This is a genomic window from Streptomyces yunnanensis (assembly GCF_029011865.1).
Taxonomy (GTDB): domain Bacteria; phylum Actinomycetota; class Actinomycetes; order Streptomycetales; family Streptomycetaceae; genus Streptomyces; species Streptomyces yunnanensis.
Genome location: NZ_CP095749.1, coordinates 7409219 through 7424212, shown reverse-complemented (window position 1 = coordinate 7424212; position 14994 = coordinate 7409219). Strand labels below are relative to the sequence as shown.

Annotated in this window: 13 protein-coding genes; 8 read left to right on the top strand and 5 right to left on the bottom strand. The window is 72.4% G+C overall.

Annotated elements, in window-relative coordinates:
* Positions 1–40 precede the first annotated feature (40 nt).
* A complete protein-coding gene (locus MOV08_RS32400) occupies positions 41–1414 on the bottom strand; it encodes an aldehyde dehydrogenase family protein (RefSeq protein WP_275309861.1) in 1374 nt (457 codons plus the stop codon).
* Positions 1415–1423: 9 nt separating this feature from the next.
* Positions 1424–2791: a glutamine synthetase family protein gene (locus tag MOV08_RS32395; RefSeq protein WP_275309859.1), complete on the bottom strand. Its 1368-nt coding sequence runs from the start codon at positions 2789–2791 to the stop codon at positions 1424–1426.
* Between the two features lie 73 nt (positions 2792–2864).
* On the opposite strand from MOV08_RS32395, the gene MOV08_RS32390 reads away from it, so the two are divergent.
* From MOV08_RS32390 to MOV08_RS32380, 3 genes are all read left to right on the top strand, one after another.
* The gene (locus tag MOV08_RS32390) at positions 2865–3596 is read left to right on the top strand and encodes a FadR/GntR family transcriptional regulator (RefSeq protein ID WP_039637904.1); all 732 of its coding nucleotides are present in this window, start codon (positions 2865–2867) and stop codon (positions 3594–3596) included.
* Between the two features lie 144 nt (positions 3597–3740).
* Positions 3741–5207, top strand: a complete 1467-nt coding sequence (eat, locus tag MOV08_RS32385) for an ethanolamine permease (protein WP_039637902.1) — start codon at positions 3741–3743, stop codon at positions 5205–5207.
* Between the two features lie 36 nt (positions 5208–5243).
* Positions 5244–5954 (top strand): gamma-glutamyl-gamma-aminobutyrate hydrolase family protein, encoded by a 711-nt coding sequence (locus MOV08_RS32380; RefSeq protein WP_039637901.1) that lies wholly within the window; start codon positions 5244–5246, stop codon positions 5952–5954.
* A gap of 274 nt (positions 5955–6228) precedes the next feature.
* Here the strand turns inward: MOV08_RS32380 and MOV08_RS32375 are convergent, their stop codons facing one another.
* Positions 6229–6792 (bottom strand): helix-turn-helix domain-containing protein, encoded by a 564-nt coding sequence (locus tag MOV08_RS32375; RefSeq protein WP_275311964.1) that lies wholly within the window; start codon positions 6790–6792, stop codon positions 6229–6231.
* Between the two features lie 147 nt (positions 6793–6939).
* Between MOV08_RS32375 and MOV08_RS32370 the strand changes: the two genes are divergently transcribed.
* The gene (locus MOV08_RS32370; protein WP_275309858.1) at positions 6940–8073 is read left to right on the top strand and encodes an aryl-sulfate sulfotransferase; all 1134 of its coding nucleotides are present in this window, start codon (positions 6940–6942) and stop codon (positions 8071–8073) included.
* Positions 8070–9254 (top strand): uracil-xanthine permease family protein, encoded by a 1185-nt coding sequence (locus MOV08_RS32365; RefSeq protein WP_275309856.1) that lies wholly within the window; start codon positions 8070–8072, stop codon positions 9252–9254. The genes MOV08_RS32370 and MOV08_RS32365 overlap by 4 nt, the downstream gene beginning before the upstream one ends.
* A 179-nt stretch (positions 9255–9433) precedes the next feature.
* On the opposite strand, the gene MOV08_RS32360 is transcribed toward MOV08_RS32365, so the two are convergent.
* Complete coding sequence (locus MOV08_RS32360) at positions 9434–10387, bottom strand: LysR family transcriptional regulator (RefSeq protein ID WP_275309854.1); 954 nt, start codon at positions 10385–10387, stop codon at positions 9434–9436.
* Positions 10388–10457: 70 nt separating this feature from the next.
* Between MOV08_RS32360 and MOV08_RS32355 the strand changes: the two genes are divergently transcribed.
* Positions 10458–11642, top strand: coding sequence for a TDT family transporter (locus MOV08_RS32355; protein WP_275309852.1), 1185 nt, complete (start codon positions 10458–10460; stop codon positions 11640–11642).
* A gap of 4 nt (positions 11643–11646) precedes the next feature.
* Here the strand turns inward: MOV08_RS32355 and MOV08_RS32350 are convergent, their stop codons facing one another.
* Positions 11647–12405 (bottom strand): helical backbone metal receptor, encoded by a 759-nt coding sequence (locus tag MOV08_RS32350; protein ID WP_275309850.1) that lies wholly within the window; start codon positions 12403–12405, stop codon positions 11647–11649.
* Here MOV08_RS32350 and MOV08_RS32345 point away from each other — a divergent pair.
* Together MOV08_RS32345 and MOV08_RS32340 are read left to right on the top strand one after the other, a co-directional pair.
* Positions 12292–12678: an HNH endonuclease gene (locus tag MOV08_RS32345; protein WP_338057245.1), complete on the top strand. Its 387-nt coding sequence runs from the start codon at positions 12292–12294 to the stop codon at positions 12676–12678. The two genes, MOV08_RS32350 and MOV08_RS32345, sit on opposite strands and share 114 nt — an antisense overlap.
* A 1305-nt stretch (positions 12679–13983) precedes the next feature.
* The gene (locus MOV08_RS32340; protein WP_275309847.1) at positions 13984–14919 is read left to right on the top strand and encodes a major capsid protein; all 936 of its coding nucleotides are present in this window, start codon (positions 13984–13986) and stop codon (positions 14917–14919) included.
* Positions 14920–14994: the final 75 nt, after the last annotated feature.

Below are 14994 nucleotides of genomic sequence, written 5' to 3'. Positions count from 1 at the left end.
CTCTCCTCGCGGGTGGTGGTGGTGCTGGTTGCGGTGCGGATCACGAGCCGGCCGGCTCGGTGGCGATGAAGACGTTCTTGGTCTCGGTGAAGGCGGCCAGCGCGTCCGGGCCGAGCTCGCGGCCGAGTCCGGACTGCTTGAACCCGCCGAAGGGGGTCCAGTAGCGCACGCTGCTGTGGGAGTTGACGGAGAGGTTGCCGGCCGCGACGGCCCGCGAGACGCGCAGTGCGCGGCCGACGTCGCGGGTCCACAGCGAGCCGGAGAGGCCGTAGTCGGTGGCGTTGGCGATCCGGATCGCGTCGGCCTCGTCGTCGAAGGGGATGGCCACCGCGACCGGGCCGAAGATCTCCTCGACGGCGGCGCGGTCCTCGGGGCGGCCCTCCAGGACGGTGGCCGGGTACCAGAAGCCCTTGCCGGCCGGGGCCTCGCCGCGGATGGCGGCGGGGGCGTCCTCGGGGACGTAGGACCGTACGCGGTCGCGCTGGGCGGCGGAGATCAGCGGGCCCATCTGGGTGGCGGGGTCGCTCGGGTCGCCGACGGTGAACGCCTTGACGGCGGGCTCCAGCAGCTCCAGGAAGCGGTCGTAGACGCCGCGCTGGACCAGGATCCGGCTGCGGGCGCAGCAGTCCTGGCCGGTGTTGTCGAGGAAGGAGCCGGGGGCGGCGGCCGCGGCGGCCTCGATGTCGGCGTCGGCGAAGACGATGTTGGGGCTCTTGCCGCCGAGTTCGAGGGTGAGCCGCTTGGTCTGCGCGGCGCACTGGGCGGCGATCCGGCGGCCGGTGGCGGTGGAGCCGGTGAAGACGACCTTGGCCACGCCGGGGTGGTCGACCAGTGCGCTGCCGGTGACCGGGCCCTCGCCGGGCAGGACCTGGAAGAGGCCCTCGGGGAGCCCGGCCTCCAGGGCGAGTTCGGCGAGCCGGAGCGCGGTGAGCGGGGTGGTCTCGGCGGGCTTGAGGAGGACGGCGTTGCCGGCCGCGAGGGCGGGGGCGGTGCCCCAGGCGGCGATCGGCATCGGGAAGTTCCAGGGGGCGATGACGGCGACCACGCCGAGCGGTTCCTGGAGGGTGATGTTCAGGCCGCCGGCGACCGGGATCTGCGTACCGGTCAGGCGCTCCACTCCCCCGGCCGCGTAGTGCAGCAGGTCGCGGACGTTGCCCGCCTCCCAGCGGGCGTTGCCCAGCGGGTGGCCGGCCTCGCGCAGTTCCAGCGCGGCGAGGGGTTCGATCGCCGCGTCGACGACGTCGGCGAACCGGCGCAGCAGGCGGGCCCGGTCGCCGGGCGCCACCGCGGCCCAGGCTTCCTGCGCGGCGGCGGCCCGGCGGACGGCCGCGTCGACCTCGGCGGGCGAGGTGGTGGGGACGGTGGCCACCACCTCCTCGGTCGCCGGGTTGAGGATGGTCAGCTCTTGCAACACGGGCGTTCCTTACATGCGCTCGAAGGAGCGGAAGCGCTCCCAGTCCGTGACGGCGGCGTCGTAGGCGTCCTGTTCGACGCGGGCCATGTGGCGGTAGTGGTCGACGACCTCGTCGCCGAAGGCGGCGCGGGCGATCGAGCTGTTCTCCCACAGTTCGGCGGCCTCGCGGAGGGTGGTGGGGACGTGCGCGGCACCCCCCGTGTAGGCGTTGCCGGTGGTGGCGTCGGGGAGCTCCAGCTCGTGCTCTATGCCGTACAGGCCGGCTGCGACCATGCCGGCGACCGCGAGGTAGGGGTTGACGTCGCCGCCGGGCAGGCGGTTCTCCAGGCGGTGGGAGCGGCCGTGGCCGACCACCCGCAGGGCGCAGGTGCGGTTGTCCGGGCCCCAGGCGACGGCGGTGGGCGCGAAGGAGCCGGGGCGGAACCGCTTGTAGGAGTTGATGTTGGGCGCGTACAGCAGCGTGAAGTCGCGCATCGCGGCGAGTTGGCCGGCGAGGAAGTGCTGCATGGTCCGCGACATGCCGTGCGGTCCCGCGTCGTCGGCCAGCACCGGCCGGCCCTGCTCGTCCTGGAGCGAGAGGTGGATGTGACAGGAATTGCCCTCGCGCTCGTCGTACTTGGCCATGAAGGTGAGCGCCATGCCCTCCTGGGCGGCGATCTCCTTGGCGCCGGTCTTGTAGATGCTGTGCTGGTCGCAGGTGGTGAGCGCCTCGTCGTAGACGAACACGATCTCGTGCTGGCCGAGGTTGCACTCGCCCTTGGCGGACTCGACGGTCATGCCGGCCGCGCCCATCTCGTTGCGGATCCGGCGCAGGACGGGCTCGACCCGGCCGGTGCCGAGGACCGAGTAGTCGCCGTTCCACTGGTTGGCCGGGGTCATCCCCCGGTAGCCGCGCGTCCAGGCGTCCTCGTAGGAGTCCTTGAAGATCATGAACTCCAGCTCGGTGCCGGCGTGGGCGGTCCAGCCGCGCTCGGCCAGCCGGTCGAGCTGACGGCGGAGGATCTGCCGGGGGGAGGCGACGACCGGGGAGCCGTCGTGCCAGGCGAGATCGGCGGTGATCAGGGCGGTGCCGGGGTTCCAGGGGGTGCGGCGGAGGGTGGCGGGGTCGCCGTGCATGGCGAAGTCGCCGTAGCCGCGCTCCCAGGAGGACATCGCATAGCCGTCGACGGTGTTCAGGTCGACGTCGACGGCGAGGAGGTAGTTGCAGCCCTCCGTGCCGTGTTCGAGGACGGTGTCGAGGAAGTAGCGGGCGGCGAACCGCTTGCCCTGGAGCCTGCCTTGCATATCGGTGAAGGCGAGGACGACAGTGTCGATCTCCCCGTTGTCGACGAGGGCGGTGAGCTCCTCGACGGAGAGCGGGGGCCTGCGGTCTGCCACGGTGGTGCCTCCTGTCGCTGCATCCGGAGGTCATAAGGTAGGCACACGAACCATTGATTGGGAAGGGGTTCAGATGGACGGTGCGGCCGATCGGCTGGCGCCGGTGCTGCGGCCGGTCCGGGCGGGCAACGGCTTCGAGGAGGCGCTGGAGCAGATACTCCAGATCGTCCGGCTCGGGCTGGTGCCGCAGGGCGAACGGCTGCCCGCCGAGCGGGAGTTGGCGGAGCGGCTGCAGATCAGCCGGGTCACCCTGCGCGAGGTGCTCAAGGTCCTCCAGGACGAGGGTTTGGTGGAGAGCCGGCGCGGCCGGTACGGGGGCACCTTCGTGCGGGTGCGCACCGAGAATCCGGGCGAGGCGGAGCTGCGCCGCCGGGTCGAGGGCATCGACGTGGAGGACGTGCTGCGCTTCCGCGAGGTGCTGGAGGTCGGCGCGGCCGGGCTGTGCGCGACGCACGGACTGTCGGACGACCAGGCGGAGCGGCTGCGGGAGGCGCTGGCCGCGACCCAGGACGCACCGCTGGCCGACTACCGCCGGCGCGACACGCTGCTCCACCTGACCCTGGCGGAGCTGTCCGGGTCGGCGTCGCTGGCCGCCCAGTACGCCGCGGTCCGGGCCGGCGTCAACGACCTGCTGGACTGCATCCCGCTGCTGGTGCGGAATCTGGAGCACTCCCAGAACCAGCACGCCGCGCTGGTGGAGGCGGTGCTGGAGGGCGACGCGGACGGCGCCCGCGAGGTGATGCGGGAGCACTGCTGCGGCACCGCGGCCCTGCTGCGCGGCTTCCTGGCGGCGCCGGCCCCGTAGCCCCTGCCGCACCGGCCCCGCGGCCCGCGCTCCGCCGCCCCGTAACCAGTCTTTTACGCAGGGGTCTTGCGCTGAGCCACCCGGACAGCAAAGGTATGCGGCTAAACCTTTACTCCGGATGTCCCCGCGAGGCAGGAGCGGCTCATGGCCGACAGCACCCGTGCGCAGACCGCAGCGTCCCCCGGTGGCGGGCCCCCGGGCGACGGCGACGCCTATCTGGAGCGGCGGACGCTGCGCCGCGGCAGCGCCGGCCCGCTGCTGCTGACCGGCCTGGGGGTCGCCTACGTCGTCTCCGGCGACTTCTCCGGCTGGAACAACGGGCTGGCACAGGGCGGTTTCGGCGGGCTGGCGATAGCCGCCGTCCTGATGGGCCTGATGTACACCTGCCTGGTCTTCGCGCTGGCGGAGCTGGCCTCGATCCTGCCCACCGCGGGCGGCGGCTACGGCTTCGCCCGGCGCGCGCTGGGCACCTGGGGCGGCTTCCTGACCGGCACCGCGATCCTGATCGAGTACGTGCTGGCGCCGGCCGCGATCTCCATCTTCATCGGCGACTACGTCGAATCGCTGGGTCTGTTCGGGCTGCACTCCAGCTGGCCGGTCTATCTCGCCTGCTTCGTGATCTTCATCGGGATCCATCTGTGGGGCGTGGGCGAGGCGCTGCGGTTCAGCCTGATCGTCACCGCGATCGCGGTCGCCGCGCTGCTGGTCTTCGCGGTCGCCGCGCTCAGCGACTTCCATGTGGACGCGCTCAACGACATCCCGGTCAGGTCCGGTGCCTTCGGGGCGAGTTCCTGGCTGCCGTTCGGCGTGTTGGGGATCTGGGCGGCGTTCCCGTTCGGCATGTGGTTCTTCCTGGGCGTGGAGGGAGTGCCGCTGGCGGCCGAGGAGACCAAGGACCCGGTCCGCTCGCTGCCCAGGGCGATGGCCGCCGCGATGGGCATCCTGCTGCTGCTCGCGCTGATCACCTTCGTCGCGGCGACCGGGGCGCGCGGCTCGGCCGCGATCCAGTCCGTCGGCGACCCGCTGGTCCAGGCGCTCCAGCCGCACGGCACCCCGACCACGGTCAGCCGGATCGTCAACTACGCCGGGCTGGCCGGCCTGGTGGCGTCCTTCTTCTCCCTGATCTTCGCCGGCTCCCGGCAGCTCTTCGCGCTCTCCCGGGCCGGCTATCTGCCCCGCTTCCTCTCCCTGACCAGCCGCCGCAAGGCGCCCTACCTGGGGCTGCTGGTCCCCGGCGCGCTGGGCTTCGGACTCGCCGCGGCGACCGGCGACGGCGCCCGGATGCTCAACGTCGCGGTCTTCGGGGCCACCATCTCCTATGCGCTGATGGCCCTTTCGCACCTCGTACTGCGCCGTCGCGAGCCCGGTCTGCACCGCCCGTACCGCACCCCCGGCGGCATGCTGACCTCCGCCGTCGCCTTCGTGCTGGCATGCTCGGCGCTGGTGGCGACGTTCCTGGTCGACAAGGAGGCCGCGTTCATCGCGCTCGGCGTCTACGGGGTCGCCCTGGCCTATTTCGCCTTCTACTCCCGCCACCGGCTGGTGGCCGCCGCGCCCGAGGAGGAGTTCGCGGCGCTGGCCGCCGCCGAGGCCGAACTCGAACGCGACTGACCCGCCCCGCACCGCACCGTACGGAGGAACCACCCGATGTCCCAGCCGCAGCCGCCCCTCATCGGCATCAGCACCTACCAGGAAGAGGCCCGGTGGGGGGTGTGGACGCTGCCCGCCGCGCTGGTGCCCGCCGGATATCCCCGCCTGGTGCGGCGCTCGGGCGGGCTGGCGGCGCTGTTGCCGCCGGGCGACCCGGAGACCGCCGCGGCGACCGTCGCCCGGCTGGACGGGCTGGTGATCGCCGGCGGCGCGGACATCGCCCCGGACCGCTACGGGGCGGAGCCGCACCCCCGGACCGGCCCGCCCGCACCGGACCGGGACGCCTGGGAACTGGCCCTGATCGAGGCGGCGTTGGCGGCCCGGGTGCCGCTGCTGGGGATCTGCCGGGGGCTCCAGCTGCTGAACGTGGCGCTCGGCGGCACCCTCGTCCAGCACCTGGACGGGCACTCCGGTCCGCCCGGGGTCTTCGGCCGGCACGACATCGAGCCGGTGCCCGGCACGCTGCTGGCCGCCGCGCTGCCCGAGCCGGTGGCCGTGCCGACCTACCACCACCAGGCGGTGGACCGGCTCGGCCGCGGGCTGGTGGCCTCGGCCCACGCGGCGGACGGCACCATCGAGGCGGTGGAGCTGCCGGACGCACCGGCCTTCACACTGGCGGTGCAGTGGCATCCGGAGGCCGGCGAGGACACCCGGGTGATGGACGCGCTGGTGGCGGCGGCCCGCGAGGCGTCCCCGGCCGGGGTGTGAACCCCGGACGGCCCGGCGGGCGCCCGACCACCGGGCCGTCCGCTTCGTCGGACACGCCCCAGGGCCTGTCCGACGGGTCAGGCCCTAGGCGCGGTTCACCGTGCAGCCGCGGGGTATCCAGCCGCGGATGCCGCGGCATCCCCCTGTTGTCCGGTGACGGTGCGTCAGTCCTCACCGCGGCCGCCGGAACGGCCGCGATCGACGATTGCGCACACAGTAGCGTGCGGGTCCGACAACGCCCGTCGCACAGGGTCCGGTCCTGACCCTCGGCGGCTCAGCCCCCGAAGTCGTCCGACACCCCCACCAGCAGCACCCGGCTCTCCGGGACCAGCGCCCGCCAGCGGTGGGTGACCCCGCCGGAGCAGTAGAGGGTGTCGCCCGGCCCGAGCTCGTAGCGGTGGCCGTCCGCCTCGGCCTCCACCGCGCCCTGGACGACGTACATCAACTCGTCGTGCGGATGCCGGAATTCACGCCGCCAGTCGTGCCGGCCGGTGAACTCCAGGGCGTGCAGCTGCTGGTGGCCGCGGACCAGCGGGCGCACCCGGCCGGCCTCGCCGTCCTCGGGGACCGCGGCGGAGTCGGCCCGCACCACATCGACCGTGCGCGGCCCGTCGGCGGCGGCCAGCAGCCGGACGGCGGTCGTCTCCAGGGCGTCGGCGATCAGTTGGAGCGAGCGCATGCTCGGTCGGGCCCGGTCGTTCTCGACCTGACTGAGGAAGGGCGCGGACAGCCCGGTGGCGCGGGCGAGGTCGGCCAGCGTCAACTCCCGCGCGCGGCGCCGCCGGCGGACCGCCGCCCCCACCCGCGGGACCTCCGCCCCGGCCTCGGCCCCGCCCATCCCTCGCTCCTCACCGACTCCCTCGCGCACCCGCACACTCCTTATCGAGCCGTTCACGGCGCTGCAACACTCCGCCCCTAGCGTCTACGCTGTTTGATCCCATCAAACAAAGTTTGACAAGACGTAGTTTGACGAGGGGAATTCGGCATGACCTCCGGCCCTACCGCAGTCGATCAAAACACACGGCGCCGCCGCGGCACCGGCCTGATCGCGCTCGACGCCACCGCCGCGTACGACGGCTACACGCTCTACGCCCCGCTCACCGGCGGCGGCCAGGTCCTGCTGATCGACCTGCGCGGCACCGTCGTCCACCGCTGGCAGCTGCCGCACCGCCCCGGCCGTCACGCCCGCATCCTCCCCAACGGCAACCTCGCCTACAACGCCACCCTCCCGGACCAGCACGCGCTCTTCCCGATGTGGCACAAGTACCGCGGCGGGCTGATGCAGGAGATCGCCCCGGACGGCACGGTGCTGCGCTCCTTCACCGATCCGCTCCAGCACCACGACGCCCACCACCACGGCGACGGGCGGATCCTCTACTCCGCGCTGGAGCCGCTCACCGGCGACCGGTCCGCGGCGGTCCGCGGCGGCGTCCCCGGCTCCGCGCCGGACGGCACGGTGTACGCCGACACCCTCCGCGAAGTCGACGCGGACGGGCGGCTGTTGTGGTCCTGGAACGCCGCCGACCACCTCGACCCGGACGACCACGCCCTGCACCCCGCCTACTCCCGCGAGCACTGGCCGCTGATCAACTCCGTGCTGCCGCTCGCCGACGGCAACGTGCTGGCCAGCCTGCGCAGCACCTCGGCGGTGATCGTCATCAGCCGGGCGACCGGCGAGGTGCTCTGGCGCACCGGGCCCGGCGTGGTCTCCCAGCAGCACCATCCCACCGAGCTGCCGAACGGCAACTTCCTGATCTTCGACAACGGCGTCTTCCGGCCCGGCTGCGACGTGCCCCACTCCCGCGTCATCGAGGTGGAACGGGCCACCGGCGCGGTGGTCTGGGAGTACCACGACCCGGCCCGGGAGGCGTTCTTCGCGCCGTTCATGGGCAGCGCCCAGCGACTGCCCAACGGCAACACCCTGGTGACCGACTCCCCCGCCGGCCGGCTCTTCGAGGTCACCGCCGAGGGGCAGGTGTGCTGGGAGTACGTCGTCCCGGAGTTCGGCGGCTACCACGAGCCGGAGGTCGGCGAGCTGTTCCCCAGCCGGCACAACGCGGTCTTCCGCGCCTACCGCTACGCCGCCGGGGAACTCCCCTGGCTGAAGCGGCAGGTGTGAGCGATGGCCGCCCCGCGCCCGCCGTGGCGCCGGTGGACGCACGGGTGCCCCCAGCCCGGCTGGTGCCGCTCGCCGCCCAGCACGTCCTGGCGATGCTCGCCGCGCCGGTCTCCACCGTCTTCCTGCTGGCCGGCGGGTTGCGCCTGCCGCCCGACCGCACCGCCGCCCTGCTCAGCGCCACCCTCGTGCTGTGCGGCATCGGGGCACTGCTGCAGTCCTTCGGGGTGCTGCGGATCGGCGCCCGGCTGCCGTTCATGATGCTGCCCGGCGGCGCGGCGGCGGCCCTCTTCCTCCAGATCGCCCGGGAGCACGGACCGGCCACCGCCTCCGGCGCGGTGCTGCTCGCGGCCGCGCTGCTGCTGGCCGTCCTGCCGCTGTACGGGCGGATCGTGCGGTTCTTCCCGCCGCTGGTGATGGGCACCACGGTGCTGGTCATCGGCGTCAACATGGTCGCCGCGGCGGCCCCGATGGCGGCCGTCGGCAGCGGTCCGGCGCTGGTCACCGTCGCCGCCACCGCGCTGGGCCTCGTGCTGCTGCGCGGCGTCCTGCGCCAGCTGTCGGTCCTGTTGGGCATGGCGGTGGGCACCGCCGCCGCGGCCCTGACCGGCGCCCCGTTCCGCGCGGTACCGGGAGACGCGGTGCTGGCCCTCCCCCGCCTCCTCCCGTACGGCGCGCCGCACTTCGATCTGCTCGCCGCGCTCCCGCTGCTGGTCTTCGCGCTCGCCTCGCTCGCCGAGGCCACCGGTCAGACGGTGCTCAACAGCGAGGCGGTGGGCCGGGCCCCGGAGCCGGCCCGCGACGTGCCGCGCACCGCCCGCGCGGACGCGGTGGCCTCGCTCGCCGCCGGGCTGCTCGGCGGCACGACGATGGTGACCAGCGCGGAGAACATCGGCATCGTCCGACTCACCGGCGTGCGCAGCCGGTTCGTGACCGCGGCGGCCGGGGCGCTGCTGGTCGTCTGCGGGCTGCTGGCCCCGGTCACCCGGCTGCTGGCGGCGCTACCGGTGCCGGTCGTCGGCGGCGCCGCCCTGGTGATCTACGCGGTGATCGCCGCCATGGGCATCGACATGCTGCGCCGCACCGACCTCACCGACCGCGCCGCCTCCACCGTCGTCGCCCTGGCCCTCCTGGCCGGCCTGCTCCCCGTCCTGGCCCCGCGGCTGTACGCGCCTCCCCCATAGCCCTGAACGGGCATGGGAGGTGCCCCCACCCCGACTGGGCGCACACCCTCTTCGGCAGCGGCGTACCGGCCGCCGCGCTCACCGCGGCGCTGCTCTCGGCGCTCTTCGGCCGGCTGGACGCGGGCGGCCGGACCGCACCGGCCGGGGCGGGCTGACGGCCGCGGCCGGCCCCGGCCGGGTCAGGACACGCGCCGGGTCAGCCCCAGCAGATCACGGGCCGGTCCCACCGGGCGCTGGCCGGCCGGCCACACCGCGCGCAGCTCCCGGCCCAGCCGCAGCGCACGCACCGGGACCTCCACCAGCCGGCCAGCGGTCAGCTCCTCGCGGACCGCCAGCTCGCTCACCACGGACGGGGCCGCCTCGCTGACCACCGCCGACTTCACCGCGGTGGTCGAGGCCAGCTCCAGCAGCGGCTCGGCCAGCCCGCCCGCCTCGGCCAGTGCCGCGTCCAGCACCTGGCGGGTGCCCGAGCCGCGCTCCCGCAGGATCAGCGGCGTGGCGGCCAGCTCGACGGCGGTCAGCTCGGTGCGCCGCCGGGCCCAGGGGTGGGACGGGGCGGCCACCACGATCAGCCGGTCGTGGCCGATCACCGCGCCGTCCAGTCCCGCCGGGACGTCCAGCCCCTCCACGAAGCCGAGGTCCGCCTCGCCCGCCAGCAGCCGCTCGGCGACCACCCGGGAGTTCCCGGCCAGCAGCGACACGGCCGTCCCCGGGCGCTGGGCGCGCAGCGCGATCAGCCAGCCGGGCAGCAGGTACTCGGCGATGGTCATGCTGGCCGCGACCCGCAGCCGGGAGTCGCGCCGCCCGCGCAGCGCCTGGGTGCCCGCGTCGAACGCCTCGGCGGCCTCCACCACCCGGCGCGCCCAGTCGGTGACCAGCACCCCGGCGTCGGTGAGCCGGGAGCCGCGCGGCGACCGCTCGACCAGCGCCACTCCCAACTGCCGCTCCATGGACCGGATCCGGCTGCTGGCGGCCGGCTGGGTGATGCCCAGGGTTCGGGCGGCCCGGCCCAGACTGCCGAGCCGGGCGACGGCGAGCAGCAGCTCCAGCGCCCCGAGGTCGGGCACCCGGTGGTGCAGCGGCACGCCGGCGTCCGGCGGCTCGACCGGCCGCCCCTTGGTCTCCCCAGTCATAACCCCAGCTTATGCCCTCATAGAGACAAGATCCCTGGTGGGCACGCCCCGCTCCGGCGAACCTGGAGACATGCCAACGCTCGCCCCCACCCCGTCCCGGAACCCCGCCACCAGCGGCGGCTCCCCCGGCACCGGCCCCTCGGTCCGTCACCTCGGCCCGAACTGGTACGCCGCCGTCATGGGCACCGCGATCGTCGCCAACGCCGGCGCGACGCTGCCCCTCGCCGCCCCCGGCCTCCGCACGGCGTACCAGGTGGTCTGGGCGCTGTCGGCGCTGATGCTGCTCACCCTGTTGGCCGCCCGCACCGTCCACTGGATCCGCCACCGCGACCAGGCCCGCCGCCACCTGCTCGACCCGACCGTCGCGCCGTTCTACGGGTGCCTGTCCATGGCGCTGCTCGCGGTCGGCGGCGGCACCCTGGCGGTCGGCAAGGACGTGCTCGGCGAGCCCGCCGCGGTCGCGGCCGACGCGGTGCTGTGGTCCGTGGGAACCGCGGTCGGCCTGGCCGCCGCCGCGGGCATCCCGTACCTGATGGTGGTCCGGCACCGGATCACCGTGGGCAGCGCCTCACCGGTGTGGCTGCTGCCGCTGGTCGCCCCGATGGTCTCGGCCGCGCTGGGCCCCGCGCTGGTGCCGCACCTGCCGCCCGGCCAGCCGCGCGAGACGCTGCTGCTGGGGTGCTACGCGCTCTTCGGGATGTCGCTGCTGATGACCGTGCTGGTGCTGCCGCTGGTGCTCAGCCGGCTGATCCACCACGGGCCGCTACCGCTCGCCCTCACCCCCACCCTCTTCCTCGTCCTGGGTCCGCTGGGCCAGTCCACCACCGCCGTCAACAACCTCGCCGACGCCGCCCCCGGCGTCGTCGTCCCCTCGTACGCGCACGCCATGAGCGCCTTCGCGGTGCTCTACGGGGTGCCGGTGCTGGGCTTCGCGCTGCTGTGGCTGGTGCTGGCGACGGCGCTGGTGGTGCGCGCCGTCCGGCACGGCATGGGCTTCGCGATGACCTGGTGGGGCTTCACCTTCCCCCTCGGCACCTGCGTCACCGGCGCCGCGGGCCTGGCCCGGCACACCGGGCTGACGGCCTTCGGCTGGCTCGCGACGGCGCTGTTCGCGCTCCTGGTCACCGCGGTCGCGGTGGCCGGCACGCGCACCGCCCACGGCCTGCTGCGCGGCACGCTGCTGGCCCCGCCGCCCGCCGCGGCGCCCCGACCGACGGCGCCCCGACGGACGGCGCCCCGACGGACGGCGGCCTGACGGTTCAGGGGCCGGTGCCGCGGAGCAGCGCCGGCCCGTCCAGGGCCGCCGCCAGCACCTTCGGCGCCTCCACCAACGAGGGCCCGTACCAGGTCAGATGGCGCCCGCTGAGCAGTGCGGCGGGCAGCCCGGGGAACGCCTCGGGCCCGTCCTCCGCGGTGAAGCGGTAGGGCTCGTCGGGCAGCACGACCAGGTCCGCCGACGCGGCACGGAGGTCCTCCAGCGGGATCCGCGGATACCGCTCGGCGTGCCCGGCGTGGACGTTGCACACCCCGAGCCGGGCCAGCACGTCCCCGGCGAAGGTGTCCCGCCCCAGCACCATCCACGGCCGCCGCCAGATCGGCACCACCGCGGCCCGCTCCGGCGGCCCGCCCGGCAGCGCCCGCCATGCCTCCTCGGCGGCGTCCAACCACCCGGGCCGGGCCAGCCCGCAGCCCTCCACCAGCACCCGCGCCAGCTCCCGGAACGCCTGCTCCAGGGTGCGGACCTCGGTGACCATGACGGCCAGCCCCGCCGCCCGCAGCGCGTCGAGGTCCTGCGGACGGTTCTCCTCCTCATTGGCGATCACCAGATCCGGCGCCAGACGGGCGATCCGTTCGGTATCGGGGTTCTTGGTCCCACCGATCCGCACGACATCCAGCCCCACCGGATGACTGCACCAGTCGGTCGCCCCGACCACCATCCCCGGCGCACTCACCGCCACCGCCTCGGTCAACGACGGCACCAGCGACACCACCCGCCGCCCGCCTCCATGCAGCTCCATTCCCCCACCGTACGCACCCACTCCCACCCCACCAGAGAACCCCACCCCACCACCCCATCGGCACCACTCACGCCGGCCCCCACCCACCGTCTTGATCGCAAGGGGCACGGCTGGTGCGCCTGGTGCCGGGACGCCTTCCCCGCGTCCGATGTCGATGTGGATCACGTGCGGCCCCTCGCGTCGGGAGGGACCGACACGGACGGAAACGTTCAGGTGTTGTGTCGTGGGTGTCGTCGGTTGAAGACCGAGGCGGAGTTTGGGGCGACTGCCTAACGGCTCGTCCACCAGGCGACTCCTGAACCGCCCGCTGCTGTCGCGAGTGCGACGAGCCACGCGGGTACTCGCTGGATGGTCAAGTGCAGGCCACCACAACGGAGTTCGAAGGTCGGTTGGGTGGTGTTCTGGTTGAGGTTTCGTCGCATGGCTACAGCGCACCATGCATCGACGACCGCCCGCTACAAAATCATGTTGCCTCCGGTTGCCTCTTGTTGCTCCGGTTGCTCTCCCTGCCTGTCCTGCTGACGCATCCGCTGGTCCCGGGTGCCCTGAGCTGACGCAGAACGGCGGACGCCGCCTACCTCGGTTCACCGGCTCGTCCACCAGGCGGCGCCGCTACCGATGGCTGCAGTCGCGAGCGTGATGAGCCACCCGGGGACGCGCTGAATGATCAAGTGCAGGCCGCCGCAGCGGAGTTCGAACTGCGGACGCTGTCTGGTGGTGCTCGGTTTCGAGGTCATGCCCCATTTTGGCGCCCCGCGCAGGGGGCCCGTCATGAGCCGTGTGTGTACAAAACGTCATCCCAAACTTAGACCTTGTGGAGCATGAGCAGCCGAAATGGCGTGGTGGGGGCCATGTGTCAGGGCAGCGGCATCGACCATTGCTGATCAGAAGTGCGCTAAGGCGGGGTGGTTCCACGTAACTGAGTCGGCCAGGGACAGCATGTCGTCAGTGACGACCTGATGGCCCTGTTCACCTGCGTTGTTCCAGTGCCACACGATGTGTGCCCCGTCCTGGAGGTGATCCCCCCATGTCCCGAAGACCCCGCCCCCCTTGCTCTGTCCCCGGGTGCCCCGAGCTGACCCGGGCCGGCGGACCCTGCGACCGACACCAGCGGCAGGCGAACCGGGAACGTGCGTCGCGTGGTGGCGCTGTCTACACGACTCGTTGGCAGCGCATCCGTAAGGCGTACCTGTAGGCGAACCCGTGGTGCGTGCTGTGCGGTGCTGCTGCGAACGTTGCGGATCATTTCCCTTTGAGTAGACCGGAGTTGATCGCGCGAGGTGACTCGAATCCGGATGCGGCGAAGCATCTTCGGCCTTTGTGTATCGCGTGTCATAACACGGAGACGGCGAGGAATCAGCGCGGTGGATTCGCTGCTGAATTTATTTCCCGCCGCGAATCCGGGGAGCGTCCGCCTTCTGACCAGGCGGGTACCCCCATCCCCTCCGCTGACTGAGCGGCAGGGAGAAATTTCTTTCGCATGGCTAATTATGGAGTTCTTGTGGACGCTTCAGTCATCGCCAATTAATCCATGCTCGCGTGAAAACCGATCGCGGGCACCTCTAAAGGAGAATGCCTATGTCTCTTACTCTCGCCGGATCAGCCAAGCTGTCCCTTGACCAGTTGCAGCGCGGAGTAATCGAAACTTTCGTACAGGAATCTCCGATCCTGGACCGGATGCCACTGATCCAGGTAGCGGGTAACGCCTACAAGTACAACGAGGAATCGATTCTGCCTGGGGTTTCCTTCCGGGCTGTGAACGAGGCGTACCCGGAGAGCACGGGCACGCTGAATCAGCAGGTTGAAACCCTGGCCATCTTTGGTGGGGATGTGGACGTGGACAAGTTCATCGTCCAGACGCGGGGTAACCTCAACGACCAGCGGGCGGTACAGACTGCACTCAAGGTCAAGGCCGCGTCCGTCCACTTCGCGGACCAGTTCTTCAACGGTGATGTCGAAGTCAACCCGAAGGGTTTCGATGGTCTGCGGAAGCGACTGTTCGGCTCTCAGGTGCTGGACGCAAAGGAAACGGGGCCGGTCGTCAACGGCTATGACTTCTTTGACACGTTGGATGCGCTGACAGCGCAGGTGCGAGGTATCAACGGTTCCAACGGAGCGCTCTACATGAACGCTGCACTCCGGGCGAAGGTCGAGTCCGGGTTCCGCCGACTCGGCGGCGGCGAACTACTGAGAGAGGAGATCGCCGGAAAGCGCACTGTCACGTGGAAGGGTATGCCTCTCCTGGACGCCGGGCAGAAGCTGGACGGTAGCGACGTACTGCCACTGACGACGGGCGCTGACGGAAAGCAGACCGGCGATATCTACGCGGTTCGCTTTGGGGCGACCGAAGCTGACGCTGGAGTCTCGGGACTGACCAACGGCGGCGTCCAGGTCACCGATCTGGGCGAGTCCCACGACAAGCCCGTCTACCGCACTCGCATCGATTTCTACTGTGGTCTGGCCCTGTTCGGGGGCAAGGCAGCCGCCCGCCTGACCAACGTCCTCGCCGGATGAACCACTGAGAGCCCCCGCGCTCGTCACCCTTCACCGGGCGACGGGTGCGGGGGCTTTTGGCGTATTCGGAGACGC

Excerpts from the sequence above, each read along its gene's own strand:
- MOV08_RS32370 (WP_275309858.1), top strand. The coding sequence starts at position 6,940 with ATGACCTCCGGCCCTACCGCAGTCGATCAAAACACACGGCGCCGCCGC.
- MOV08_RS32355 (WP_275309852.1), top strand. The coding sequence starts at position 10,458 with ATGCCAACGCTCGCCCCCACCCCGTCCCGGAACCCCGCCACCAGCGGC.
- MOV08_RS32380 (WP_039637901.1), top strand. The coding sequence starts at position 5,244 with ATGTCCCAGCCGCAGCCGCCCCTCATCGGCATCAGCACCTACCAGGAA.
- MOV08_RS32360 (WP_275309854.1), bottom strand. The coding sequence starts at position 10,387 with ATGACTGGGGAGACCAAGGGGCGGCCGGTCGAGCCGCCGGACGCCGGC.
- MOV08_RS32340 (WP_275309847.1), top strand. The coding sequence starts at position 13,984 with ATGTCTCTTACTCTCGCCGGATCAGCCAAGCTGTCCCTTGACCAGTTG.
- MOV08_RS32345 (WP_338057245.1), top strand. The coding sequence starts at position 12,292 with ATGACTGCACCAGTCGGTCGCCCCGACCACCATCCCCGGCGCACTCAC.
- MOV08_RS32390 (WP_039637904.1), top strand. The coding sequence starts at position 2,865 with ATGGACGGTGCGGCCGATCGGCTGGCGCCGGTGCTGCGGCCGGTCCGG.
- eat (WP_039637902.1), top strand. The coding sequence starts at position 3,741 with ATGGCCGACAGCACCCGTGCGCAGACCGCAGCGTCCCCCGGTGGCGGG.
- MOV08_RS32350 (WP_275309850.1), bottom strand. The coding sequence starts at position 12,405 with ATGGAGCTGCATGGAGGCGGGCGGCGGGTGGTGTCGCTGGTGCCGTCG.
- MOV08_RS32375 (WP_275311964.1), bottom strand. The coding sequence starts at position 6,792 with ATGGGCGGGGCCGAGGCCGGGGCGGAGGTCCCGCGGGTGGGGGCGGCG.